Source organism: Campylobacter concisus, from assembly GCF_902460845.1.
In the GTDB taxonomy this organism is placed as follows: domain Bacteria; phylum Campylobacterota; class Campylobacteria; order Campylobacterales; family Campylobacteraceae; genus Campylobacter_A; species Campylobacter_A concisus_X.
The window spans coordinates 71,116-95,398 of the sequence record NZ_CABPVS010000001.1 but is presented as its reverse complement, the minus strand read 5'-3'; the positions used below and the strand labels follow the sequence as shown (position 1 = coordinate 95,398).

21 protein-coding genes, 3 tRNA genes and 3 rRNA genes are annotated in these 24,283 nt (G+C 39.6%); 12 read left to right on the top strand and 15 right to left on the bottom strand.

The features are described 5' to 3' along the window. Nucleotides 1–6 precede the first annotated feature (6 nt). Nucleotides 7–519, top strand: coding sequence for a chemotaxis protein (locus F3H00_RS00475; protein ID WP_148799614.1), 513 nt, complete (start codon nt 7–9; stop codon nt 517–519). Here the strand turns inward: F3H00_RS00475 and F3H00_RS00470 are convergent. The 5 genes from F3H00_RS00470 to F3H00_RS00450 all read right to left on the bottom strand — a co-directional run bounded on the left by F3H00_RS00470 (nt 516) and on the right by F3H00_RS00450 (nt 4,971). Next, a complete protein-coding gene (locus F3H00_RS00470; protein ID WP_148799616.1) occupies nt 516–2,090 on the bottom strand; it encodes a Na+/H+ antiporter in 1,575 nt (524 codons plus the stop codon). The two genes, F3H00_RS00475 and F3H00_RS00470, sit on opposite strands and share 4 nt — an antisense overlap. 59 nt (nt 2,091–2,149) lie before the next feature. Next, a tRNA-Ser gene (locus F3H00_RS00465) sits at nt 2,150–2,237 on the bottom strand. Between the two features lie 153 nt (nt 2,238–2,390). Beyond that, nucleotides 2,391–2,513 carry a GNAT family N-acetyltransferase gene (locus tag F3H00_RS10445; protein ID WP_262367364.1) on the bottom strand — a complete coding sequence of 41 codons (123 nt, stop codon included), beginning with the start codon at nt 2,511–2,513 and terminating at the stop codon, nt 2,391–2,393. A gap of 191 nt (nt 2,514–2,704) precedes the next feature. After that, entirely contained in the window at nt 2,705–3,508 is an 804-nt protein-coding gene (locus F3H00_RS00455; protein ID WP_087577988.1) for a M48 family metallopeptidase, read from the bottom strand. 494 nt (nt 3,509–4,002) lie between these two features. Further along, nucleotides 4,003–4,971: a putative transporter gene (locus tag F3H00_RS00450; RefSeq protein ID WP_148799618.1), complete on the bottom strand. Its 969-nt coding sequence runs from the start codon at nt 4,969–4,971 to the stop codon at nt 4,003–4,005. Nucleotides 4,972–5,079: 108 nt separating this feature from the next. On the opposite strand from F3H00_RS00450, the gene F3H00_RS00445 reads away from it, so the two are divergent. Then, complete coding sequence (locus F3H00_RS00445) at nt 5,080–5,526, top strand: DUF411 domain-containing protein (RefSeq protein ID WP_103628579.1); 447 nt, start codon at nt 5,080–5,082, stop codon at nt 5,524–5,526. Between the two features lie 45 nt (nt 5,527–5,571). On the opposite strand, the gene F3H00_RS00440 is transcribed toward F3H00_RS00445, so the two are convergent. Then, nucleotides 5,572–6,885 carry a sodium-dependent transporter gene (locus F3H00_RS00440; RefSeq protein WP_085658562.1) on the bottom strand — a complete coding sequence of 438 codons (1,314 nt, stop codon included), beginning with the start codon at nt 6,883–6,885 and terminating at the stop codon, nt 5,572–5,574. Nucleotides 6,886–7,086: 201 nt separating this feature from the next. On the opposite strand from F3H00_RS00440, the gene F3H00_RS00435 reads away from it, so the two are divergent. From F3H00_RS00435 to F3H00_RS00425, 3 genes are all read left to right on the top strand, one after another. Then, complete coding sequence (locus F3H00_RS00435; RefSeq protein ID WP_508610170.1) at nt 7,087–8,397, top strand: hemolysin family protein; 1,311 nt, start codon at nt 7,087–7,089, stop codon at nt 8,395–8,397. 251 nt (nt 8,398–8,648) lie between these two features. After that, a complete protein-coding gene (locus F3H00_RS00430; protein ID WP_148799622.1) occupies nt 8,649–9,494 on the top strand; it encodes a fumarate hydratase in 846 nt (281 codons plus the stop codon). Between the two features lie 9 nt (nt 9,495–9,503). Continuing rightward, nucleotides 9,504–10,064: a Fe-S-containing hydro-lyase gene (locus F3H00_RS00425; RefSeq protein ID WP_084109801.1), complete on the top strand. Its 561-nt coding sequence runs from the start codon at nt 9,504–9,506 to the stop codon at nt 10,062–10,064. A 32-nt stretch (nt 10,065–10,096) separates the two neighbouring features. Here the strand turns inward: F3H00_RS00425 and cheQ are convergent, their stop codons facing one another. Next, nucleotides 10,097–10,570, bottom strand: coding sequence for a cheVAW transcriptional regulator CheQ (gene cheQ / locus F3H00_RS00420; protein ID WP_148799624.1), 474 nt, complete (start codon nt 10,568–10,570; stop codon nt 10,097–10,099). 96 nt (nt 10,571–10,666) lie between these two features. On the opposite strand from cheQ, the gene F3H00_RS00415 reads away from it, so the two are divergent. The 7 genes from F3H00_RS00415 (at nt 10,667) to F3H00_RS10725 (ending at nt 17,401) form a co-directional block, all read left to right on the top strand. Beyond that, nucleotides 10,667–11,041 (top strand): RidA family protein, encoded by a 375-nt coding sequence (locus tag F3H00_RS00415; RefSeq protein WP_148799626.1) that lies wholly within the window; start codon nt 10,667–10,669, stop codon nt 11,039–11,041. Between the two features lie 445 nt (nt 11,042–11,486). Beyond that, nucleotides 11,487–12,997, top strand: a 16S ribosomal RNA gene (locus F3H00_RS00410). A 94-nt stretch (nt 12,998–13,091) separates the two neighbouring features. Further along, a tRNA-Ile gene (locus tag F3H00_RS00405) sits at nt 13,092–13,168 on the top strand. Between the two features lie 12 nt (nt 13,169–13,180). Next, nucleotides 13,181–13,256, top strand: a tRNA-Ala gene (locus F3H00_RS00400). A 327-nt stretch (nt 13,257–13,583) separates the two neighbouring features. Beyond that, nucleotides 13,584–16,487 (top strand): 23S ribosomal RNA (locus tag F3H00_RS00395). A 132-nt stretch (nt 16,488–16,619) separates the two neighbouring features. Next, nucleotides 16,620–16,738, top strand: a 5S ribosomal RNA gene (rrf, locus tag F3H00_RS00390). The 16S, 23S and 5S rRNA genes sit together here with 2 tRNA genes alongside, the layout of an rRNA operon. Nucleotides 16,739–16,954: 216 nt before the next feature. Continuing rightward, nucleotides 16,955–17,401 (top strand): ComEA family DNA-binding protein, encoded by a 447-nt coding sequence (locus tag F3H00_RS10725; protein ID WP_148798958.1) that lies wholly within the window; start codon nt 16,955–16,957, stop codon nt 17,399–17,401. A gap of 149 nt (nt 17,402–17,550) precedes the next feature. Here the strand turns inward: F3H00_RS10725 and F3H00_RS10435 are convergent, their stop codons facing one another. The 8 genes from F3H00_RS10435 to glmU form a co-directional block, all read right to left on the bottom strand. Beyond that, nucleotides 17,551–17,739, bottom strand: a complete 189-nt coding sequence (locus F3H00_RS10435; protein WP_223155223.1) for a helix-turn-helix domain-containing protein — start codon at nt 17,737–17,739, stop codon at nt 17,551–17,553. A 66-nt stretch (nt 17,740–17,805) separates the two neighbouring features. Further along, the gene (gene truA, locus F3H00_RS00375; RefSeq protein WP_148798865.1) at nt 17,806–18,537 is read right to left on the bottom strand and encodes a tRNA pseudouridine(38-40) synthase TruA; all 732 of its coding nucleotides are present in this window, start codon (nt 18,535–18,537) and stop codon (nt 17,806–17,808) included. Next, a complete protein-coding gene (locus F3H00_RS00370) occupies nt 18,537–19,565 on the bottom strand; it encodes an LptF/LptG family permease (RefSeq protein WP_148798867.1) in 1,029 nt (342 codons plus the stop codon). Before F3H00_RS00370 ends, truA begins: the two co-directional genes overlap by 1 nt. Beyond that, complete coding sequence (locus F3H00_RS00365) at nt 19,558–20,346, bottom strand: prepilin peptidase (RefSeq protein WP_148799682.1); 789 nt, start codon at nt 20,344–20,346, stop codon at nt 19,558–19,560. The genes F3H00_RS00370 and F3H00_RS00365 overlap by 8 nt, the downstream gene beginning before the upstream one ends. A gap of 7 nt (nt 20,347–20,353) precedes the next feature. Next, on the bottom strand, nt 20,354–21,025 hold the full coding sequence (uppS, locus tag F3H00_RS00360; protein WP_148798869.1) for a polyprenyl diphosphate synthase: 672 nt from the start codon (nt 21,023–21,025) through the stop codon (nt 20,354–20,356). 3 nt (nt 21,026–21,028) lie between these two features. Continuing rightward, entirely contained in the window at nt 21,029–21,715 is a 687-nt protein-coding gene (locus F3H00_RS00355) for a hypothetical protein (protein ID WP_148798871.1), read from the bottom strand. Then, nucleotides 21,712–22,884, bottom strand: coding sequence for a bifunctional phosphopantothenoylcysteine decarboxylase/phosphopantothenate--cysteine ligase CoaBC (coaBC, locus tag F3H00_RS00350; protein ID WP_148799683.1), 1,173 nt, complete (start codon nt 22,882–22,884; stop codon nt 21,712–21,714). Before coaBC ends, F3H00_RS00355 begins: the two co-directional genes overlap by 4 nt. After that, the gene (gene glmU / locus F3H00_RS00345; protein WP_148798873.1) at nt 22,871–24,178 is read right to left on the bottom strand and encodes a bifunctional UDP-N-acetylglucosamine diphosphorylase/glucosamine-1-phosphate N-acetyltransferase GlmU; all 1,308 of its coding nucleotides are present in this window, start codon (nt 24,176–24,178) and stop codon (nt 22,871–22,873) included. Before glmU ends, coaBC begins: the two co-directional genes overlap by 14 nt. Between the last annotated feature and the right edge of the window lie 105 nt (nt 24,179–24,283).

Sequence of the window (24,283 nt, the reverse complement as noted above, 5' to 3'; positions counted from 1 at the left end):
TTTGCATTGCTTAAAGTAGAAGTGATATATAAATTTTGTATCGTCTGTGCTCTTGCCTGTGGGATCTGCCTGCTTGCATTTACTGGGCTAAATTTCGCCATGGGCGAGTATAATGAGTGGATGATGAGCGCGCACAAATTTGCAGGGATTTTGATCTTTTACGTGGCGATCTTGCACCTTTTTAACCGTAGAAGAAAGCTAGTAAAGCTCATAAATGAGATGATCGACGTCACCACGCACCGCAAAAATCCAACTATGTGCAACATGGACCGCATCATCGCCTCGCTTGAGCCTTACTCTATCAGTGAAATTTCACGCATGCTTGGCTTTGATGAAGCTGAGTTTTGCAAGAGCTTGCGCGAAAATGATATTAAATTTAATAGTCCCAGCCAGACTTTGCGTCAGATCGCACGCATGAACGATGAGAAGATATTTTTCGTGCTCGTGCTCATCGTCGAGGCCAAATTTGGCAAGAGATTTTGCGGTGCGGCAAGTTGCAATGTCGGAAGAAAATTTTAGTGCTCGCTATTCGGCCGCCATCTCTGCTCTTCAAGGTCGATGCGATACAAAAAGGTCCTGATGATCTCTTCGTCGATTTTTGGGTCTTTGTTTAGCTCAAGTAGCGCCTTTCGCTGCTCATTTAGGATCTCAAAATAGGTCTGCCAGGCCTCGTCGCTGATCTCGAAATTTTCATTTGAAAGCTCGAAATTCCAAACTTCTTTGAGTTTCTGAAACAAGAAAATCTCCTCATTAAAAAATTTCTCGCTTTGAAATTTAAGCGAAGCCTCGGCGATCGCCTTTTTTATCTTGATTCTGGCTAGCTCGTTTGGCATGTGGTCGTTAAAGTCTGGAAATTTGACACTTTTTATAAGTAGCGGCAGAGTTAGTCCCTGAACTACGAGCGTTAGCAAGATAACGACAAATGTGATAAACAAGATGAGATCTCTATGCGGAAACGGCTCGCTACCAGCCATAGCGGGGATAGAGAGCGCCGCAGCTAGCGAGACTACGCCCCTCATACCCGCCCAACCGACTATAAACGGCGTAGCTTTGCCTGGATTGCGATCATCCGCCACGCTGATAAAGCGCTTCATAAACATCGTGATATAAACGGCTCCGTATGATGCCATGAGGCGAACGACGATGAGCACGGCAGTCACCAAAACGCCGTAAGATAGCGCCTCAAGCAGCGATACGCCACTATGCTTTAGTCCGTCTAAAATTTGAGGCAGATCAAGGCCGATCATGGTAAAGGCAAGGCCGTTTAGCAAGAAGATAAAGTTGCTCCAAACGGGCACAGCGTGGATCATTGTTGAAGCGGTGAGAATTTCGTTTCGTTTTGTCGAGAGGTAAAGTCCGCCGCAAACCACCGCCAAAACGCCGCTCGCGCCAAGCTCCTCAGCCAAAGTATACATGACATAAGGCGTCGTGATCGTCATGATCGTATCGCTGTTCTCATCGGTTGGCAAGATCCTATGCAAAAAGTAGGCTACTAATGCCACCACAAGACCGACCAAAACACCGCCAGCCACCATCCAGACAAAGCTCGCAGCCGCCTTGTACCAGATAAACTGCCCAGTCGTCACGGCCACTGCGGCAAAGCGAAAGATGATGAGCGATGATGCGTCGTTTAAAAGGCTCTCACCTTCTAAAATAGCGCTGATCCTGCGCGGTGCTTTGACAAATTTAAGGATCGCAGCCGTACTCACCGCATCTGGTGGTGAGACGATGGCGCCAAGCATGAAGCCAAGGGCGAGCGAGAAGCCAGGGATCACTAAATTTGCTATCACGGCAACAGCTGCTGCGCTGATAAAAACGACGATAAATGCAAAACTTCCAATCACTCGGCGCCATTTATAGAGCTCTTTTATCGAGTTTGCCCATGCGGCCTCGTAAAGAAGCGGCGGTAAAAATATGATGAAAATAAGCTCTGGATCGATCCTGATGGTGGGTAAATTTGGCACAAAACTAATGGCAAGACCGCCCAAAACTAAAAGCACCGGATAGGCTACTTTTAGGCTGTTTGAGATCATCACTAAAGCGATAATGATAGCTAGCAAAGCCAAAAATAGCAGTAAATGTTCGATCATTTTTATCCTTTAAATTTCTTTTTGTATTATAACAATAGAGTAAATTTTGTCAAAATTTATGGCGGGTAGAGAGAGATTCGAACTCTCGGTGAGTTGCCCCACACACGCGTTCCAGGCGTGCTCCTTAAACCGCTCGGACATCTACCCATGAAGAAGTGGAATTATATCTTTATTTGCTTAATGCTTGGTTTTTAAAGTTTAGCCCCAAGATAATAACATCCTTGCACTCTAGGTAGTTCACTATATTATCAAAGCCAAATTTTAAAAATAGCCTAAGAGTTTCTTCATTTTCACTAAATATTAGAGCGATAATTTTTTTAAATTTAGCCTCTTTGCCTCATCTAGACTTTGGCTTAAAAGCTGCTTACCAATACCCATGTCAAGAGTCTTTTTAGCGACATATATGCTTATCCCTACGCTTATATCGTAAGCGATCTTGGGATTAAAGTCACTTAGCGAGCAGTAACCTAAAATTTCACCATTTTTTTATAGACAAAGATTAAGCGAGAGTTGTTATGAGCTTTAAACCAAGGCTCTTGCTCTTTGTGCCGACTGGCTGCATATTAAGCAGTCGTAATTTTTCTAAAATACACTAATTATAAATTTGAGCAAGCCTAGCCTCTTTTAGCAGCTTGATAGACTGGCTCAAGCTTTGCTGCGATCTCTTTTAGATCTTTTATCCTACTCTCGTTTGATGGGTGTGTGCTTAAAATTTCAGGCACCTTTCCGCCACTCATCTTGCTCATTTTTACCCAGACTTCGACCGCTTCTTTTGGATCGTATCCGGCTCTTGCCATTAGCTCAGTGCCGATGTGATCAGCTTCAGTTTCATGTGAGCGAGAAAAGGGCAGAGATATGGTGTATTCGCTAGCTAAATTTAGAGCATTAGCTCCAAGATCGCCAAGGCCAGTAGCTGTGGCTATTGCAAAGATGCCGATACTTTTCATCTGATCAGCACTTGCTTGCTCCCTGCTGTGCTCTCTAAGAGCGTGTGCGATCTCGTGACCCATGACCGCAGCTAGCTGTGCATCTGTTAAATTTAGCCTTTTTATGATGCCGCTATAAACGACTATCCTGCCCCCTGGCATGCACCAAGCATTTAGCGTATCTTCATTAATGACATTCACTTGCCACTTCCATTTTAGAGCGTCATCTCTAAAAACACCAGTTTGGGCGATGAGCCTTTTAGCGATATCTTGAACTCTTTTTGTAAGGATCGGATCAACATTTAGCTCGCCTTTACTCCTAGCAGCTGTTAGCGTCTTGACGTAGGCTTGGGCTGAGCTTTGCTCCATAGCTTCTGATGAGACTAGCATAAACTGCTTACGATCAGCACCAACAACGCCTGCTTTTGTAACGCTTGAGCAGCCAGTGAAGAGCAAACTAGTTGCTAACAATGTAAGTAGAAATTTTTTCATTTTTATCCTTTTTGGACTAAAATTCTGCGTATTATAGCCTGAGTTAGATATGCATTGTTAAACGATGAGAGAAATTTAATTTTTGGAGCTGAAACGGCTTGCAAATTTTAAAATTTGTCAGAAATTTTCTAAAATAAAACGCATGCAGTGCGCCAGCACGATTGCATGCCACTCCTAACGTGCGAGGGGTTTAGGGGATTAAAAAGGGGGATAAGGGGATGGCTTCGTAATTCAAGTCCCCTTGTCTCCCTTTTAAATAAAAAGAAATTTACGAATTTAATAAAGCTATTTTGCAAATTTTAAAATCTCATTCACTCGCAAGAATTGACTACTAAAATTTGTATGATACTTCCATAAAATCAAAGAGAATTTACTTGTCTTGTTTCGTTTTTCTCTTGGCTTCGCTTATAGCTTAGCTCAAATTTTAGAGCCGAAATTACTCGCTCATGAAATTTTAAAATTTACTAGAGTTTATTTGGTATGTAAATTTACGCCTATGCCTTATAGTCTATATTTCTCTCAAATTCTCTCAAACGTTTATTTACTGATCTTAGCTCTGTTATCGTCGTCCAGTTGTCAATAAAGACGCTAAAGCTCTCTCTTACTTGAGAAAAAGCGTTGCTGGCTTGGATCAAAATGCCAAGCGTGATGACTCCACTAAATAGGCCGTTTCCCATGATGATATAAGGCACGATGACAAGAATTTGTGAAAAGGAGATAAGCCAGAGATTAAAGTAGCCATAATGCAAAAATAGCTTGTAGTAGTTTAGTTTGACGCCTGTAAAAAGCTCTAGCATGACGTTTGGCCCGCAAAATTTGATCTTATCATCTTCGCCGTAAACCAGCTCTTTTCTAAATGCCGCCTCTGCTTTTTGGTTGTTATACTCAAGGTGTGGCAGCTTAATGCCTACAAACCACGATATGATGAGACCTCCGATACTAATTACAAGTGCGATGTAGACCAGTGAACCTTCAATATCTTTGATGTAAGGCAAGCTCACGCTCTTGCTTAGCTCCCAAAGCACTGGTATAAAAGCAATTAGCGTCATGATCGCCCTTAAAACCTGCACGCCAAGGCTTTCCATTATTTTGGCAAAGCGGTAGATATCTTCTTGGATACGCTGTGAGCTGCCCTCGATATCACTTTCGCAGTTTTGCCAAAATTTTAGATATCTAAACGTCATCGCCTCTCTCCAGCGAAAGACCCAGTGGCTAGCAAAAAACGAGATCACAGTATAAGTCACGACGTAAGGCATAGCGATTTTTATAAAGTTAAAAATTTCTCGCCAAAACTCACTTACATCATGATCTTTTGAGTTTTGCACGATGTCGTAGAAATTTTTATACCACTCGTTTATACGGACATTTAGGTGTGTTTGATAAACAAGAAGTAAGATGATAAATATCGCTCCGCCATAAGCCCAGAGTGCCCATTTTTTATCTTTAAAAAATGATGAAAACATAAAGTGCCTTTTGTAAATTTTGTCGAATTATAGCAAGCAATATTAAGCATTTATATAAAATTTAAATGTGAGCTATATCATTTTGCAAATTTTACGTAAAGGAAAATGATGAAGAAATTAGTATTCTTGGCTCTTGGTTTTTTTGCAACACTTGCGTTCGCGGCTGATATGAAGGTCTATAAAAGCCCAACTTGTGGATGTTGTACTAGCTGGGGTGAGGCGATGCAGAAGGCTGGATTTAGCGAAGAGGTCATAAAAGTAGATGATATAGCTAAAGTTAAGAAAGAATTTAACGTACCGCTAGAGCTTTCAAGCTGCCATACAGCAATTATCGATGGATATATCATAGAAGGTCATGTTCCAGCCGATGAGGTAAAGCGCCTACTAGAGCTTAAGCCAAAAGATGTAGTTGGTATCGCAGTACCTGGCATGCCGATGGAGAGTCAAGGTATGGAGCAAGGCAGTAAAGCTGAGCAATACGATGTTATTTTATTTAAAAAAGATGGCTCGCAAGAAATTTTTGCTACTTACATCGGCACAAAAAAACTAAGATAACTTCAAAAAATTTTTAAATTTAGCTCATTTTTTAGCGAGCTAAATTTAAAAAGAAATTCCCTTACTTACGGCTATGATACAAAGTAAAAATGTTAGCGGAACGTAGATAAATTTGCCTACAAAATACCAGAAATTACCATAAGATTTATTTGCTCCAGAATTTATCTCGTCTAAAATTTCTTCTTTTTTAATAATCCAAAACCAAGAAATAGCACCGATTACCGCACCGATTGGAATAATATAGATCGACACAAAGTCCATCCAAGGCCCCCAACTGCTAATAGGCTCCATAAATGCTCCTATGCCAAAGCAAACTGCACAAAGTAGCGTGAGTGTCCAAAATCTACTAAGAAACGGAAATTTATGCATTAGTGACTCGGCGACTACTTCAAACATATTTTGAAGCGAGGTGATACCGCCAAAGATAACAGCTGTAAATAAAATAATGGCAAAAATTTGTCCACCGATCATGTTTTGTAAAATTTTTGGAAGCGTTACAAAAAGCAGCTTTGGACCTTCGGCTGGATCCATAGCGTAGGCAAAGACTGCTGGGATCATGACAAGCGCTGCTACAAGCGCTGCGATAGTATCAAAAAAAGCCGTAGTTTTAGCACTTTCAACGATATCTTCATCTTTTGAAAGGTAAGCCCCATAAACGATCATGCCAGAACCAGTGATAGAGAGTGAGAAAAAGGCTTGGCCCATCGCAGAAACCCATACCATTGGGTCCGCAAGCTTACTAAAGTCAGGGATAAAAAGGAATTTATATCCATCAAATGCATTTGGTAGCATTGCGACATTTATAGCCAAGATGCTAAACAATACGAAAAACAGTGGCATCATTATTTGATTTGTTTTTTCGATACTTTTTGCCCCAAAAAATAGTGTAAGAAGCGTACCAACAACGATGATAAAATGATAAGGCAAGACTGAGTAATCTTGAAGTGCAAATGAGTTAAACCAAACGTTCGTATCAACGCTCATAAATGAGCCAGTAAGCGCCTGAGTAAGGGCTTTTAGTACGTAGGCGATGATGACTGCATAGCCGATGGCTATACAAAGTGAGCCAGCAAGTGGAAGCCAGCCGATGATACTGCCAAATACGCCTAAATTTCTACTTTGCCAAGCATATTTATATGATCCAAGCGTACCAGTTTTTGCACGTCTGCCGATCGCATACTCCGCACTTAGACCAACGTATGAAAAAAGAGCTATGAAAAAAACATAGATGAGTAAAAACGCTGCACCGCCATTTGTGCCAAGTTTGTAAGGAAAGCCCCAGACATTTGCCATGCCAACGGCGGATCCAACGCAAGCCAAGATAAACGCCCAACGCGATGAAAAATTCTTTTTACTCATTATGAAATCCATAAATTTATTGATAAAAATAATGTTATCAAAATATGATTTAAGAACTTTTTATAAATCTTAAATTTAAGAAATGTTGTTACTTTTGGGCGTGGATAATTTGACCGCTAAATATAAATTCGCTATAATCAGGCAAAAATTTTTAACTCTTAAGGATCATAATTGAACCCCAGTAGCGATAATTCGCTTTTAATGGTAATACTTGCCATTGTATTCATTTTACTAAACGCATTTTTTGTTTTGTCGGAATTTTCCATTGTCAAGGTTCGCAAGTCTAGACTTGAAGAGCTTATCAAAGAGAAAAAGCCAAACGCCCAGCTTGCTTTTGAGATGTCAAACAAGCTTGATACTTATCTTAGCGCCACTCAGCTTGGCATCACGCTAAGCTCACTTGCCCTTGGTTGGATCGGTGAGCCAGCAGTCGCAAGACTCATAGAAGCCCCACTTAAAAATGTTTTCAATTTTAGCGATATCTTAGTTCATACAGTCGGTTTTGCGATCGCATTTACGCTTATCACGCTACTTCACGTGGTTATCGGTGAGCTTGTGCCAAAGTCAGTCGCCATAGCCAAATCAGAATCAGCAGTGCTTAAAATCGCCCGTCCGCTTCACTTTTTCTGGGTGCTATTTTCGCCTGTAATTAAGCTTTTTGATATTTTAGCAACTATCGGACTTAAAATTTTAGGCATCCAGCCAGCCAAAGAAAATGAACTAGCGCACTCTGAAGAAGAGATAAAAATCATCGTTGGCGAGAGCTTAAAGGGCGGTGTGCTTGATAGTTTTGAGACTGAGATCATTAAAAATGCGGTTGATTTTAGTGACACAGTCGCAAAAGAGATCATGACGCCAAGGCGCGATATGATCTGCATAAATAAACAAAAGAGTTTTGAAGAGAATTTACAAGTCGTATTTGAGTCAAAATATACTCGCTTTCCTTATATAGACGGCTCAAAAGATATTATTTTGGGCATGATACACATTAGAGATATTTTGCAACTTCACTTTAGCAAAGACAAAGAGAAGAGTTTTGACTCAATTGTTCGTAAATTTGTCATAGTGCCTGAGAGCCTTTCTATTTCAAAAGTGCTTGTAATGATGAATAAAGAGCAAATTTCGGCTGCACTCGTAGTCGATGAGTATGGCGGCACAGCCGGACTTCTTACGATGGAAGATATAATGGAAGAGGTGCTTGGTGATTTTAATGACGAGCACGACGAGGTCGATCAGCACTATAAAAAGATAAATGACAATATTTACGAATTTCAAGGCAGATACGACCTAGAGAGCGTTGAAGAGGTTCTTGGTATAAGCTTTGATGAAGAGACCGATCAAGTAACGATCGGTGGATATGTCTTCAACCTAATCGGTCGTTTGCCAGTTGTAGGTGATAAGATCGAGGACGAAAACTGCTACTACGAAGTAAGAAAGATGGATGGAGCTAGTATCTCACGAGTCAAAGTTAGAAAAAAGATAAGAAATGAAGAGGAAAGTATTCAGTCTTAAATTTATGTATTTATGGCTTTAACTGTTTTCACATAAGCCATGCTATATAAATTTCTATAAACATTACGGTGCTCTAGTATAAATTTGTCATCTCTTATTTCACTAAATTTTTGTTTTAGATAAGTCTTCTAGTTATAGTCAAGTAAAATAAATCCATATAAATTTTTTAGCAGATATCTAGCAGTAAAATTTAATCTTAAATTTTAAATATAGTTAATATAATTAAAAATTGTTTTTTACGAGGAGTAAAGATGAGAATAATAAATGTAAAAGATATAAGAGAAGTCGTTGCCAAGCTTTGCAAACAGGCCTGTTATGTTGTGACGCCAGATTTAAAGGCTGCTTTTACAAAGGCTCAAAGTAGCGAAAGCTCGTCTCTAGGTAAAGATATTTTGGGCAAAATTTTACAAAATGCTAAGCTAGCAGAAGAGGGCGTTGCGCCTATATGCCAAGATACAGGCATGACGGTTGTTTTTGTGCAGATCGGCCAAGATGTGCATATCGAGGGTGGTTATATTGAAGATGCGATAAATGAGGGCATTGCGGAAGGCTACACTGAAGGTTATCTAAGAAAGTCAGTCGTTGCTGAGCCACTCTTTGAGAGAAAAAATACCACAAATAACACTCCAGCCGTCATCCACACTAGAATCGTGCCAGGAGATAAGCTAAAGATAAAAGTAGCTCCAAAAGGTTTTGGTAGTGAGAATAAATCGGTTTTAAAAATGCTTGTACCAGCTGATGGTATAGAGGGTGTAAAAAAAGTCTTTTTAGAGGCTGTAAAATACGCTGGACCAAACGCCTGTCCTCCACTAACAATAGGCGTTGGCATAGGCGGTACGATGGATAAGGCAGCACTTTTGGCAAAAGAAGCAGCAGTTCGTTCAGTCGATAGTAAAAATTCTGATCCAAGATATGCCAAATTAGAAGACGAGCTACTAGAGCTTGCTTGCAAAACTGGTGTTGGTCCTCAAGGACTTGGTGGTGACACCACTGCTGTTAAAGTAAATGTCGAGTGGTATCCAACTCACATAGCAGGTCTTCCTGTTGCTATAAACATTAACTGCCATGCTGCACGCCACGCAGAAGCTGAGCTTTAAGGAGAGAAAATGTCAGAAGTAAAAAGAATAACAGCACCATTTGATAAAGAGGTGGTAAAAAGCCTAAAGGCAGGAGATAATGTCCTAATATCAGGCACTATCATAGCGGCTCGTGACGCTGCACATAAGGCACTTACTGAAACATTGGCACGCGGCGAAAAACTACCAGTTGAACTAAAGGGTGAGACTATCTACTACGTCGGACCAACTCCAGCCAAGCCAAATCAAGCTATCGGCGCAGCAGGCCCAACAACAAGTGGTAGAATGGATAAATACACCCCAACTATGATAAATGAAGTTGGTATAAATGGTATGATTGGTAAAGGCTACAGGAGTGACGCAGTAGTCGAGGCTATGAAAAAATCATGCTGTGTTTATATGGTTGCTATCGGTGGTATCGGAGCGCTCATTAGCCAAAGTATCAAAAAATATGAAGTGTTAGCTTATCCAGAGCTAGGACCAGAGGCAGTTGCTAGGCTTACAGTTGAGGATTTCCCAGCAATAGTAGCCATTGACTGCGAAGGTAATAACTTCTATGAAGTTGGCCAAGCACCTTACAAAAAGATCTAAATTTATTCCGCTAGCAAGCAAGCTAGCGGACTTTAATAATATCCAAGACACATCGTTTCAGTTAATTTTATGCGTTTTTCAAATGGAGCAGGTGAGAAAAATTTACACTTTTCAATGTAAATTCTATAAGAATAGCTAAGATTAAAATCATCATAAAATTTCTTCAAGTCTATAAATTTGATGCCGCAAATCTCATAAAATTTAAAGAGCTCGTAGATCTTAGAGCCATTTTTTGCTACAAGATGAGAAGGAGCAAGCGAGGTAAAAGAGCAAAATACGCCTGTTGGAATAAGGCCATTTAAAGGCGTGCAAGTTTTTATAATGTTTTGAAATTTGGCTGGAATGCTATTTTTTCTAAGAAAAACTATTCTTGAGTTTTCAAATTTAGCACTTATGACGTTTTTCCAAAAAAGATAAGCATTTGATGAGATGCCGGCATTTTTAGCCAATTCAGCACCGAGTATATAATCATCTAAAAACTCATTTGGTGCGAGTATATTTTGCATCTTCATCCTTTTGAAATTTTGCCCATTATAGCTTTTGGAGACTAAAAATTTAGAAAATTTATAGTAGGATTTTAAAAAATTTCAAAAGGAGAAAATATGAAAAAACAAATCTCAACAAAAAATGCTCCACAAGCGATTGGGCCATATTCTCAAGCTATTAGCGCAAATGGATTTTTATTTATCTCAGGTCAGCTTGGTGTCACACCAGTGGGTGAGTTTGCAGGTAGTAGCGTAGAGGCCCAAGCTGAGCAATCACTTGAAAATTTAAAAAATATCTTGGCTGAGGCAGGACTTACTTTTGATAATGCTGTAAAGACTACAATATTTCTAGCAGATATGGCAGATTTTGTTAAAGTAAATACTGTGTATGCTAAATTTTTTAAAGAGCCTTATCCTGCTAGAAGTACAGTAGCTGTTAAAACCTTGCCAAAAAAAGCACTTGTGGAAATAGAGCTCATCGCGGCTTATTAATAGACATTGTGCAAAAGTTCACATAATTTAATGTTTAAATAATGGAGAGTAAAAACTCTCCAAATTTATATTTCAAAAACTAACCCCTTAAACCTATAACAAAAATACATACTTTAAAATTTTTAAGCGCCTAACAATTTTTTCTAAAATCCCCTAATTATTTCAACTATCTTTAAGTATTGCTCGTATATAATTCCAGCTCACGAAACGAGAAACCACCTTTAACTTCATTGGTTAATAAAGCCTTTTCTTTTTATCGTTGTTCTTTTAACTTACAATTGTTAAACTATTAGTCAATCTTTGAAATCTAAACAAGTGATCGATTGAGCCAGTCTATTATTTTATAATTTATAATAGATTAGACAAATTAATAAATAAAACTAAAAGTTTTTTTGATTAAAAACTTCATAATAAAATCCTATCAAATAAATTTTGCTAGGTAATTAATATGGAGAGTTTGATCCTGGCTCAGAGTGAACGCTGGCGGCGTGCCTAATACATGCAAGTCGAACGGACAAGTAAGAGCTTGCTCTTATGAGTTAGTGGCGCACGGGTGAGTAATGTATAGCTAATCTGCCCTACACTAGAGGACAACAGTTGGAAACGGCTGCTAATACTCTATACTCCTGTTTTACATAAGTTAGATAGGGAAAGTTTTTCGGTGTAGGATGAGGCTATATTGTATCAGCTAGTTGGTGAGGTAATGGCTCACCAAGGCTATGACGCATAACTGGTCTGAGAGGATGATCAGTCACACTGGAACTGAGACACGGTCCAGACTCCTACGGGAGGCAGCAGTAGGGAATATTGCTCAATGGGGGAAACCCTGAAGCAGCAACGCCGCGTGGAGGATGACACTTTTCGGAGCGTAAACTCCTTTTGTTAGGGAAGAATAATGACGGTACCTAACGAATAAGCACCGGCTAACTCCGTGCCAGCAGCCGCGGTAATACGGAGGGTGCAAGCGTTACTCGGAATCACTGGGCGTAAAGGACGCGTAGGCGGATTATCAAGTCTCTTGTGAAATCCTATGGCTTAACCATAGAACTGCTTGAGAAACTGGTAATCTAGAGTGAGGGAGAGGCAGATGGAATTGGTGGTGTAGGGGTAAAATCCGTAGAGATCACCAGGAATACCCATTGCGAAGGCGATCTGCTGGAACTCAACTGACGCTAATGCGTGAAAGCGTGGGGAGCAAACAGGATTAGATACCCTGGTAGTCCACGCCCTAAACGATGTATACTAGTTGTTGCTAAGCTAGTCTTGGCAGTAATGCACCTAACGGATTAAGTATACCGCCTGGGGAGTACGGTCGCAAGATTAAAACTCAAAGGAATAGACGGGGACCCGCACAAGCGGTGGAGCATGTGGTTTAATTCGAAGATACGCGAAGAACCTTACCCGGACTTGATATCTAACAAATCATCTAGAGATAGAAGAGTGTCTGCTTGCAGAAATGTTAAGACAGGTGCTGCACGGCTGTCGTCAGCTCGTGTCGTGAGATGTTGGGTTAAGTCCCGCAACGAGCGCAACCCACGTCATTAGTTGCTAACAGTTCGGCTGAGCACTCTAATGAGACTGCCTTCGTAAGGAGGAGGAAGGTGTGGACGACGTCAAGTCATCATGGCCCTTATGTCCGGGGCGACACACGTGCTACAATGGCATATACAATGAGAAGCAATATCGCGAGATGGAGCAAATCTATAAAATATGTCCCAGTTCGGATTGGAGTCTGCAACTCGACTCCATGAAGCCGGAATCGCTAGTAATCGTAGATCAGCCATGCTACGGTGAATACGTTCCCGGGTCTTGTACTCACCGCCCGTCACACCATGGGAGTTGATTTCACTCGAAGCCGGAATACTAAATTAGTTACCGTCCACAGTGGAATCAGCGACTGGGGTGAAGTCGTAACAAGGTAACCGTAGGAGAACCTGCGGTTGGATCACCTCCTTTCTAGAGTACATATAGATATTCTCTCACAAGATATCTATAAGAAAGATATTCTCAATCATCCTTGTTTAGTTTTGAAAGATTGATAGACCTATAGGGGCCTATAGCTCAGCTGGTTAGAGTGCACCCCTGATAAGGGTGAGGTCACAAGTTCAAGTCTTGTTAGGCCCACCAGAGAATTTAATTGGGGAATTAGCTCAGCTGGGAGAGCGCCTGCTTTGCACGCAGGAGGTCAGCGGTTCGATCCCGCTATTCTCCACCATAAAATAGTTTAACTATATTAAGTCTAATTAGAGAGCTTAAAAATTTAAACTTTCTAATTAGACTTTTGTCTAAATGTTCTTTTAATTAATATTGTTAATAGTCACAAGCAAGTTTTAAAAACAATTTTACAGGACTTGTTAAAGATTTAAATTTCTATTCTCTTTGCATTTAATGCAAAAGTTTGATATCACAATCTATTTAGGATTTAAAACTTATCTAAATAGTAGTCAATGCTTTCCGTCTTGAGAGCTAGAATTTAAATATAGTAACATAAAGTTATCTTTAACAAGGAAGTGATGCGAATTAGAATAATCTAATATAGAAAAGGTAAGCTACAAAGAGCAAGTGGTGGATGCCTTGGCTAGTAGAGGCGATGAAAGACGTGCCAGGCTGCGATAAGTCTCGGGGAGCCGTCAAGGGGCTTTGATCCGGGAATTTCTGAATGGGGCAACCCAGTTAAGCGCGAGCTTAACTACCTAATATGGAGCGAACGAGGGGAATTGAAACATCTTAGTACCCTCAGGAAAAGAAATCAAAAGAGATTACGCTAGTAGCGGCGAGCGAACGCGTAAGAGGGCAAACCGTTAGTTTACTAACGGGGTTGTAGGACTGTGATATAGACTAAACTTAGCTAATAGAATAATCTGGAAAGATTAAGCATAGAGGGTGATACTCCCGTATATGAAAGCTTTGTTTTACTTAGCAGTATCCTGAGTAGGGCGGAACACGTGATATTCTGTCTGAAGCTGGGTAGACCACTATCCAACCCTAAATACTACTACTAGACCGATAGTGCACAAGTACCGTGAGGGAAAGGTGAAAAGAACTGAGGTGATCAGAGTGAAATAGAACCTGAAACCATTTGCTTACAATCATTCAGAGCCCTATGATTTATCAGGGTGATGGACTGCCTTTTGCATAATGAGCCTGCGAGTTGTGATGTCTGGCAAGGTTAAGGAAACCCGGAGCCGTAGCGAAAGCGAGTCTTAATAGGGCGTTTAGTCAGACGTTGCAGACCCGAAACGATGTGATCTATCCATGAGCAGGTTGAAACCGGTGTAAGAGCCGGTGGAGGACCGAACCCGCTAGCGTTGAAAAGCTATGGGATGACTTGTGGATAGGGGTGAAAGGCCAATCAAACATCGTGATAGCTGGTTCTCTCCGAAATATATTTAGGTATAGCGTCATGTAGTAACACTAGGGGGTAGAGCACTGAATGGGCTAGGGCATACACCAATGTACCAAACCCTATCAAACTCCGAATACCTAGTGTGTAATCATGGCAGTCAGGCGGCGAGTGATAAAATCCGTCGTCGAGAGGGGAACAACCCAGACTAACAGCTAAGGTCCCTAAATCTCATTTAAGTGGAAAACGATGTGGAGTTACTTAAACAACCAGGAGGTTGGCTTAGAAGCAGCCATCCTTTAAAGAAAGCGTAATAGCTCACTGGTCTAGTGATTCTGCGCGGAAAATATAACGGGGCTAAAATGAGTACCGAAGCTTTAGACTTAGTTTTACTAAGTGGTAGGAGAGCGTTGTATTTGCGTTGAAGGTATACCGGTAAGGAGTGCTGGAGCGAATACAAGTGAGCATGCAGGCATGAGTAGCGATAATTGGGGTGAGAATCCCCAACGCCGTAAACCCAAGGTTTCCTACGCGATGCTCGTCATCGTAGGGTTAGCCGGGTCCTAAGCAAAGTCCGAAAGGGGTATGCGATGGAAAATTGGTTAATATTCCAATGCCAACTATAATGTGCGATGGAAGGACGCTTAGAGTTAAGCAAGCTAGCGGATGGTAGTGCTAGTCGAAAGGTGTAGGTTAAGATCCAGGCAAATCCGGATCTTTTTAAGCCGAGACCCCACAGGCGTTTGAAGTTCTTCGGAATGGATAGCGAATTGCCGATACTGTCGAGCCAAGAAAAGTTTCTAAGTTTAGTTATAGTTGCCCGTACCGTAAACCGACACAGGTGGGTGGGATGAGTATTCTAAGGCGCGTGGAAGAACTCTCTTCAAGGAACTCTGCAAAATAGCACCGTATCTTCGGTATAAGGTGTGCCTAACTTTGTGAAGGATTTACTCCGTAAGCATTGAAGGTTACAACAAAGAGTCCCTCCCGACTGTTTACCAAAAACACAGCACTCTGCTAACTCGTAAGAGGATGTATAGGGTGTGACGCCTGCCCGGTGCTCGAAGGTTAATTGATGACGTTAGCTCTGCGAAGCGTTTGATCGAAGCCCGAGTAAACGGCGGCCGTAACTATAACGGTCCTAAGGTAGCGAAATTCCTTGTCGATTAAATATCGACCTGCATGAATGGCGTAACGAGATGGGAGCTGTCTCGAAGAGGGATCCAGTGAAATTGTAGTGGAGGTGAAAATTCCTCCTACCCGCGGCAAGACGGAAAGACCCCGTGGACCTTTACTACAGCTTGACACTGCTATTGGGATAAAAATGTGCAGGATAGGTGGGAGGCTTTGATCCATAGACGCCAGTTTATGGTGAGCCATTGTTGAGATACCACTCTTTTTTATTCTGATAGCTAACTAGCTTGAGTTATCCTCAAGTAGGACAATGTCTGGTGGGTAGTTTGACTGGGGCGGTCGCCTCCCAAAATGTAACGGAGGCTTACAAAGGTTGGCTCAGAACGGTTGGAAATCGTTCGTAGAGTATAAAGGCATAAGCCAGCTTAACTGCGAGACATACACGTCAAGCAGAGACGAAAGTCGGTCTTAGTGATCCGGTGGTTCTGTGTGGAAGGGCCATCGCTCAAAGGATAAAAGGTACCCCGGGGATAACAGGCTGATCTCCCCCAAGAGCTCACATCGACGGGGAGGTTTGGCACCTCGATGTCGGCTCATCGCATCCTGGGGCTGGAGCAGGTCCCAAGGGTATGGCTGTTCGCCATTTAAAGCGGTACGCGAGCTGGGTTCAGAACGTCGTGAGACAGTTCGGTCCCTATCTGCCGTGGGCGTAAGAAGATTGAGGAGAGTTGACCCTAGTACGAGAGGACCGGGTCGAACCAACCACTGGTGTACGAGTTGTTCTGCCAAGAGCACCGCTCGGTAGCTATGTTGGGATGTGATAACTGCTGAAAGCATCTAAGCAGGAAGCCAACTCCAAGATGAATCTTCTTTTAAGAGCTCATATAGACTATGTGTTTGATAGGCTGGGTGTGTAATGGATGAAAGTCCTTTAGCTGACCAGTACTAATAGCTCGTCTGCTTATCTTTTAATAAGCATCACTTCCTTGTTAAGGATAAAAACTTAATAAGATATGTTTTTATAAAACTTTGTTTATGACTTTTAACTTTACACGTAGTGTTAAATAAGAGATTTATCTAATGTATCTTTTATTTAACACTGCCCGTGACTATACAGACGAGGAAACGCCTTGCTCCATCTCGAACCAAGAAGCTAAGCTCGTCCTGGCTGATGATACTCTCCCTTACTGGGATGTTGGGAAAGTAGGTCGTTGCGGGCTTTGTTAATTTTTAATCTTCTTTATCTAAACAATCAACTTCTAATATTATTTCTTAATTTATAACAAAATATCAAATCTTAAATTTATTTATGTTTTTAAATAATTAGATATCTTTACATTTATAAATATCTTTTAGTCTATGCTTTTATACGAGTGTTGACTAAAAACACCAAATATGATAGACTCCAAACCCAAATTTACCTAAAAAGGACAAAAATGAAAAAGATTATATTCTCACTATTAGTAGCAGCTTCTACATTACTAGCAGCCATAAATTTAAACACCGCCACAAAAGAAGAGTTAATGAGTTTAGATGGCATAGGATCTTCAAAGGCAGATGCAATAATAGAGTATAGAAAAGCAAATAAATTTAACTCAATAGAAGATATAAAAAATGTAAATGGTATAGGTGATAAGACATTTGAAAATTTAAAATCAGATATATCAGTATCAGGTGCTACAAAGATAGATGACACAAAATCAAAAATAAAATCTAAAAAAGATGAGATAAAAGAAAAAGCAAGTAAAAAGAGTGATGAAGTAAAAGAGAAAAAAGATAGTGCTAAAGGTGATAGTATAAAAGAGATAAAAGATAAGAAAGAAAGCCTAAAAGATAAAGCAGAGAAAAAGAGTAAAGCTAAAAAAGAGAAGAGTAAAGAGTAATAAAAGCTAGAAATTTATAAAAATTCTTACATAGAGATACATAAAAATAGTTAGGAGCACATAGTGTTCCTAATAAATAAAATAGATTGGTTTTTATATATCTGCCTGCTTTTTAAATTCTATAACCTAGTTTGTCTACTTTTTAAATTTTATAAATTAATAAGCTCATCTAATAGATCTTGTAAAGTAATACTTCTTAAACTATTCTCTAAAGCTTCTTGTGCTTTTAGGAAGTGGTTGGTTAAGAGTCCTTCGATCTTGCTACCGAGCGGGCAGGCTTTAGGTGAGTCAGAGTGGATCTTAAAAAGTTTTTCTTTATTATTTACTGCGTTAAAAATTTGAAGGAGGGTTAGGATTCTTTATTTAATATTTTAAATAAGCTTACTATTGAATATTCTAAATATCTAATTAAATTTATAAAAAACTCTATTTAGATAAAGCCCTTCAGCTGGAGCTGGGATACGAGTTAGAGCGGAACATCCGTTAAGTGAAGCATTGATGAGCTCACCACCATTTTTTATACTCAAGGCTTTAAGTAGATTTGCAACCATAAGCCGTACTTGAGCGCGTAAAAAGCCATTCGCTTTAAAAACGATGATAGTTTGGTTTTTGTATTCATAACAAAATGCCTTAAAAATTTCTCGCACTGGGCTTTTTGTATCACTTCCTGTTTTCATATAGGAGCCAAAATCATGCTCACCAACAAAATTAGATAAAATTTCATTTGCTTTTTTGATATCAAATTTTGGCAAAAAGACTTTATAATTTGAGCTAAAAACATCAAATTCTTCATGATCTATAATGTATCTATAAGACCTTGCTACGGCGTCAAATCTTGCTTGAAAATTTTCATCAACTAAATTTATACGTTTTATATGAATATTTGGATGAGCATGGCGGTTGATTAGCTCTTTTAGATGCTCTAAATTTTTAAAATGATCGCCACAAATTACGCTTGAGCTTTGATTAATCGCATGAACTTTTTTATCTGTACGTGAGCTAGAGACTATTTTTTCAAATATTCCAACGTGAGCTAGAGCACGCGAAAGCTCATCTTCTACGCCATTTTCATGCGGCTGAGTTTGCGAGCCTTGGAATTTGGAGCCATCGTAGCTATAAATTAGTTGGATTTTCATTAGTATCTTCGTATGATTTTGGCTTTAAAAAGCAAAATTCCTGCCAATAAAAAGACGAAAAATATGAGCGGGATCGCAAAAGCTGGTTTTGATGAAAATAGCATTATGAGTGTAAAATACCCAAATAAAACGCCAAACGTACCAACATAAACCATGCCTTTTTCATATCTATAAGTAACGATGCCAAAGCTTATGGCAAAAAGCGTACTGGCAAGTGGAAATAGCGCAACAAGCACATATGTGCTAAGGTCTTTTCTTCTTTTTTCACTACTATTTGCCTCCGTCCAGTACTCTTTTATACTTCCTATATCACTTATCTCTTCACTTTGGGCAGTCCTTATCTTCATAGATTTGAAGTTGCTTTGATGATAAATTTCATCTTTTATATCATACATTTTTCCATCTACTAAAGAGAGCTCAATGCTTTGATTTGTATTAGTGATCTTTGCGTTTTTTGCAGTGATTAAGCGTTGGGAGTCTTTAATGTAAGGATTAAACATCACGATATCTTTATAAGTAGTGCCATTATTATCTTGCATTTCACTACCCACATAGACCATCCAGTCAGAAAATTTTTGTCCAAACTGAGTTGGCTTTAAATTTAGCTTTGCAACAGTCTTTTTATAATCAATAAAATTTACATTTAGCTGTGCGGCTATTGGTATCATTATGGTAGCGATTACAAGTAGAGCGGTGCTTAAAAATGCTGAAAATATTAAGAAAAATTTAGCAATCTTATTTGGTGAGCCACCAAGCGTAAAAATAACGATACTTTCATTCTCTTTTGATAATCTAAAAAGAGTCATCGCAAGTGATACAAAAAATGCGATAGGCACGACAAAAAGTAGCACGCGTGGAAGCATAAAAGAGTAGAGTTTAAAGAGCTCGCCAAAGCTGATCTCAATGTAAGAAGTGATGCGCGCGATCTGGATGAAAAATACGATCGACATGATCAAAAAAAGCGTACTAAATAGCGACGCAAAAGTCCCTAGGAAATTAAATAAAAGATATCTATTCACTCTACTCATAAATAAACCTTAAAATTTCTAAAATTTGCTCTTTAAAAGCGTATGTAATAAGTAAGCCAAGACTTAAAAACGGCACAAAGGCTAGCTCATAGCCTTTTTTTTGAACGACCGCATAGACTGGAAGTGTAAAAAGTGCTGCAAGATAGATCGCCACAAGGGCTAGCTTGGCTGGTAAAATAGCTCCGATAATCGCTGCTATAAAGATATCTGCACTACCCATTGCTTCTTTTTTTATGGCAAAACTTACGACAAATCTAAGCACCCAAAAGATAAGTGCAAAAAGGAAAAAATTTAAAATTTGGGCAAAATTTCCTTTAAAGATAAAAAGTAGCAGGGCATAAGTAAATGCAAAAAATAGCGCCGCAAAAAGAAGAGGATCTGGCACAGCTTTATATCTTATATCTATGACGCTAAGAGCTAACAACATAACAAGACAAAGCCCTAAAAATAGCGCGTAAAGCAATGTTTCTACACTTAAAATTTCGCTACATTCTTTAAAAAAACAGATCAAAAAAAGTATCCCAGAAACTAGCTCGATTACTGGATATATGAGGCTTATTTTTTGCTTGCAAAAGGCGCATTTGCCGCCTAAAAATATCCATGAAAAAATTGGAATATTGTGATAAAAATTTAGCTTATGATCGCAGTTTGGGCAATGAGAAGCTGGAAAATTTATACTTTCATTTCGTGGCAAGCGATATATCAGCACATTTGAAAATGAGCCCACGCAAATACCCAAAACAAAAGCAAAAAGGGCAAAAAAGATGACTAGATTATCCATTATCTCGCTAAACTCCGCCAAATCTTCGCTCTATGTTTTTAAATTTGCTAACGATGCTTGCAAGCTCATCCTTACTAAAGTCAGGCCAAAGTGTTGGTGTAAAAAATAGCTCCGCGTAGCTTGCTTGCCAAAGCATGAAATTTGAAAGCCTGCTCTCGCCGCCAGTTCTAATGAGAAGATCCACCGGCTCACTCTCATCAAGTGCTGCATTCAGGCTTGCTTCGTTTATATCGCAGCCTTCTAAATTTAGCTTTTTCACAGCTCTAATGATCTCATCTTTTGAGCCGTAGTTTATCGCTAAATTTAATAATAAATTTTTATTCTCTCTTGTAGCATTTTTGGTGATCTCTATCTCATTTTTTAGCTCATCGCTAAATGGCGAAATATCGCCGATCGTATTAAATTTGATATCATTTTTTGTAAAATCAGCACGCTTTAAAATTAGAAATTTCTTAAGCAAATTTATCAAAAATTTGATCTCTTTTTGCGGCCTTTTCCAGTTTTCAGTACTAAACGCGTAAAGACTTAAAATTTTCACTCCATTATCGATACAAAATTCGCACATATCGCTTACTACATTTGCTCCGGCTTCGTGCCCATTTGTCCGCAAAAATCCACGTTTTTTAGCCCAGCGCCCATTTCCATCCATGATAATAGCAAGGTGGTTTAATTCATTCAATCTTTAGCCTTTTATATCAATAATTTGTTCTTTTTTGCTCCAAAGAGCACTCACATTTTGCACTGTTATGTTGGCACTAAATTCTCTTTTTAGCAAGCTCGCAACATTGCTAAATGGAGTTGTGATCTCGCATAAAGCTTCATCTTTAAATTTAAAAATAAGTGGAGCAAAATTTGAAAATATTAAAAAAAATTTTATATCATTCTCCTCTTTTTTTAGCTGAAAAACGCCGTTTATGCCATTATAAATAAATGGTATATGCACGACATTTTCTTGTAGAGCAAAGAGCATTTTCGCTAGCACTCTCATCTCGTCTTTTGTTTTAACTTCGCCTAAGTTTTTAAATAAATAGCTGTAAAGCCACGATAAATTCTCGTTTTTTACCAAATTTTCTATCAAATTTAGCCCATCAGTCAAAACGTCCTCATCTAAAATTTTTGGCTTTTCGTATAAATTTTTTATGACGATATTTTCGCCCTGACTATGCACCTCGCCCCAGTATCTAGAGCCCACATTTAGCTCTTTTACGCTTTTTGTGTTTAAATTTCTATTTGCAAAATTTAAAATGTATCTGTTAAAACCGATCTTTTGGCTTACTAAGATACTAAGCGGAAGTGACGAATTTATAGCTACTAACGGTGAATTTGCATTTTTTGCTATTTTTTGAATGCGAGAAATTTTCTCTATCATAAATTTGCCGCTAGCTCCACGATATGTCTTGCGATCTCGTCTTTTGCGGCAAGCGGCAGCAAAGTTTCACTATTTTTCGTGATGAAATTTACCTCATTTTGCTCGCTTGCAAAGCCATTTTTCTCACCCAAGACATTTAGGCAAACTGCGTCAAGCCCCTTTTGCTCTAGCATTGCTCTAGCGTTTTTGTGTGCGCTCTCACTTGATATTTCAAGCTTAAAGCCGATCTTTTTGCATTTAAACTCTTTTAAGCTTTGCAAAATATCGACATTTCTCTTTAGACTTAAGCTTAAAATTTCGCCAACGTCCTCTTTTTTTATCTTGCCATCAATTTTTGTCGGAACAAAATCGCTTACTGCAGCACACATCACAAGTAAATTTGCACTCTCACACTCGCTCTTACAAAGCTCTAAAAGCTCACTGCTTGAGCTAAATTTTAAAATCTCAAATGGCTCGCTACTAGTTTCAAAGCTAGCAAGTAGTTTTACCTCCGCACCGGCGTAATAAAAGGCTCTAGCCAAGGCTCTTGCCATCTTTCCGCTTGAGAAATTTGTAATGGCTCTCACATCATCTATCTTTTCAGTTGTTGCTCCACCAGTTATCACTACTTTTTTGCCTGCGAAAATGGGCTTGCTAAGCCTTTTAACGGCAGCTTCTACTATCACCTCAGGGCTTGCTAAAGCACCCTTGCCAACATCACCGCAAGCTAGAGTTTTAAGAACTGGCTCAACCACCAAAGCGCCGTTTTTCTTTAAAATTTCAAGCGAATTTTGTGTAGAAAAGTGCTCGATCATATTATTATTTGCAGCAGGGGCAACGACTAAAGGCACGTGCGAGGCGGCGATTAGTGTTTGCATAAAGACATCGTCACAGATGCCAGCTGTTAGCTTATTTATCGTATTTACCGAGGCAGGTGCGATGAGGACCAGATCCATTTTAGAGTAGGCTATGTGATTTACGCCGTCTTGCCAGTTTTGCGTTTGTGAGCTTAAAATTTTATGCTCGCTTAACGCTTCAAAGCCGCTTACGCTGCAAAATTCAAGCGCTCCGTCACTTAAAGCCACGTAAACATCAGCGCCTTTCTTTTTAAGCAGCGATAAAATTTCGAATGCCTTATAAAAGGCGATGCTGCCGCAAACTGCTAGTAAAATTTTCTTATTTTTTAACATCGTCTTTGCCAAAGAATTTCTCAAAGAAGCCACTTTTGTTCTCTTGACGAGCTCTGCTAATCGCTAGCGCACCGCTTTCAACGTCTTTTGTGATGGTGCTTCCTGCTGCAATGATGACGTTATCAGCGATATTTACAGGGGCGACCAGCTGTGTATCTGAGCCAATAAAGACGTTTTTGCCGATTTTGGTTTTGTATTTTGCTTTGCCGTCGTAGTTGCACGTGATCGTGCCACAACCGATGTTTGTGCCACTTTCTATCTCGCAGTCGCCAAGATAGCTCAAATGTCCAGCTTTTACGCCGTTAAGAACGCCTTTTTTTACCTCGACAAAATTTCCTATATGTGTGTCAGAAATTTCGGAATTTGGCCTAATGTGAGCTAGTGGGCCGATGTCTGAGTTTTTGATGACGCTGTTTTCTATCACCGATGAGCTTTTGATGATGCTCTCTGTGATGACGCACTCGCCAAGGATGCTTACGTTTTCTTCGAGCACGCACTCGCCTTCAAATTTAGCCCTGCTGTCTATGAAAATGCTCTCAGGCATGCGCATCAAAACGCCAGCTTTCATCAAATTTTGCTTGATCTCATCTTGCATTATTTTTTCAGCGATGCTAAGCTGAAATTTATCATTTATGCCCATAAAATTTTGCTCGCTAACATTCACTGCAACGCACTTTAAACCCTTTTCATTTGCTATTTTTATGGCGTCAGTTAGGTAGTACTCTTTTTGTGCGTTTTGGTTGCTTATGAGCGGTAAAATTTGCTCTAATGCCTCGCGTTTAAAGCAGTAGCAGCCAGCATTTACGCTTTTTATGGCAAGCTGCGCTTCGCTCGCATCTTTTTGCTCGATGATGGCCTCAACTTTGCCGTTTTTTATGATAACTCTGCCGTAGCCAAAAGGATTTGCCGCTTCAAATGAGCTCATAACTACGTCTGCTTCGGCATTTGCTAGACGCATAAGGTCAGTTGATCTAACAAGTGGCATGTCGCCGCAAGTGACAAGCACCTTTTCGCCACTTAAATTTACGCCTTTTATCGCGCCAGCTGTGCCTGGGAAATTTGCTAGATCTTGCTCAAAAATTTTAGTTTGAGGAAAAATTTCTTTTATCTTTTTGCTAATTAACTCTTTTTCGTAATGAAGCACGACACTAACATCATTTGTGATGGCATAGGCTTGTTTTAAGATGTGAATTATCATCGGCTCACCACAAAGTTCAAATAATACTTTTGGACGTTTTGATTTCATTCTTGTGCCAAGACCAGCTGCTAAAATTATGATTGAAGTATTGTTCATTTTTAAGCCTTTTAACGTTAAAAATTTCGCAGATTGTATCAAAAAATGGCAAACAATTTTTTTAATTTAACGATTGTTTCAACAAAAAGCTAATAAAATAGCAAT

Coding starts and splice junctions, on each gene's coding strand:
- F3H00_RS00470 (WP_148799616.1), bottom strand. CDS start 2,090: ATGATCGAACATTTACTGCTATTTTTGGCTTTGCTAGCTATCATTATC.
- F3H00_RS00455 (WP_087577988.1), bottom strand. CDS start 3,508: ATGAAAAAATTTCTACTTACATTGTTAGCAACTAGTTTGCTCTTCACT.
- F3H00_RS00450 (WP_148799618.1), bottom strand. CDS start 4,971: ATGTTTTCATCATTTTTTAAAGATAAAAAATGGGCACTCTGGGCTTAT.
- F3H00_RS00445 (WP_103628579.1), top strand. CDS start 5,080: ATGAAGAAATTAGTATTCTTGGCTCTTGGTTTTTTTGCAACACTTGCG.
- F3H00_RS00440 (WP_085658562.1), bottom strand. CDS start 6,885: ATGAGTAAAAAGAATTTTTCATCGCGTTGGGCGTTTATCTTGGCTTGC.
- F3H00_RS00435 (WP_508610170.1), top strand. CDS start 7,087: ATGGTAATACTTGCCATTGTATTCATTTTACTAAACGCATTTTTTGTT.
- F3H00_RS00430 (WP_148799622.1), top strand. CDS start 8,649: ATGAGAATAATAAATGTAAAAGATATAAGAGAAGTCGTTGCCAAGCTT.
- F3H00_RS00425 (WP_084109801.1), top strand. CDS start 9,504: ATGTCAGAAGTAAAAAGAATAACAGCACCATTTGATAAAGAGGTGGTA.
- cheQ (WP_148799624.1), bottom strand. CDS start 10,570: ATGCAAAATATACTCGCACCAAATGAGTTTTTAGATGATTATATACTC.
- F3H00_RS00415 (WP_148799626.1), top strand. CDS start 10,667: ATGAAAAAACAAATCTCAACAAAAAATGCTCCACAAGCGATTGGGCCA.
- F3H00_RS10725 (WP_148798958.1), top strand. CDS start 16,955: ATGAAAAAGATTATATTCTCACTATTAGTAGCAGCTTCTACATTACTA.
- truA (WP_148798865.1), bottom strand. CDS start 18,537: ATGAAAATCCAACTAATTTATAGCTACGATGGCTCCAAATTCCAAGGC.
- F3H00_RS00370 (WP_148798867.1), bottom strand. CDS start 19,565: ATGAGTAGAGTGAATAGATATCTTTTATTTAATTTCCTAGGGACTTTT.
- F3H00_RS00365 (WP_148799682.1), bottom strand. CDS start 20,346: ATGGATAATCTAGTCATCTTTTTTGCCCTTTTTGCTTTTGTTTTGGGT.
- F3H00_RS00355 (WP_148798871.1), bottom strand. CDS start 21,715: ATGATAGAGAAAATTTCTCGCATTCAAAAAATAGCAAAAAATGCAAAT.
- coaBC (WP_148799683.1), bottom strand. CDS start 22,884: ATGTTAAAAAATAAGAAAATTTTACTAGCAGTTTGCGGCAGCATCGCC.
- glmU (WP_148798873.1), bottom strand. CDS start 24,178: ATGAACAATACTTCAATCATAATTTTAGCAGCTGGTCTTGGCACAAGA.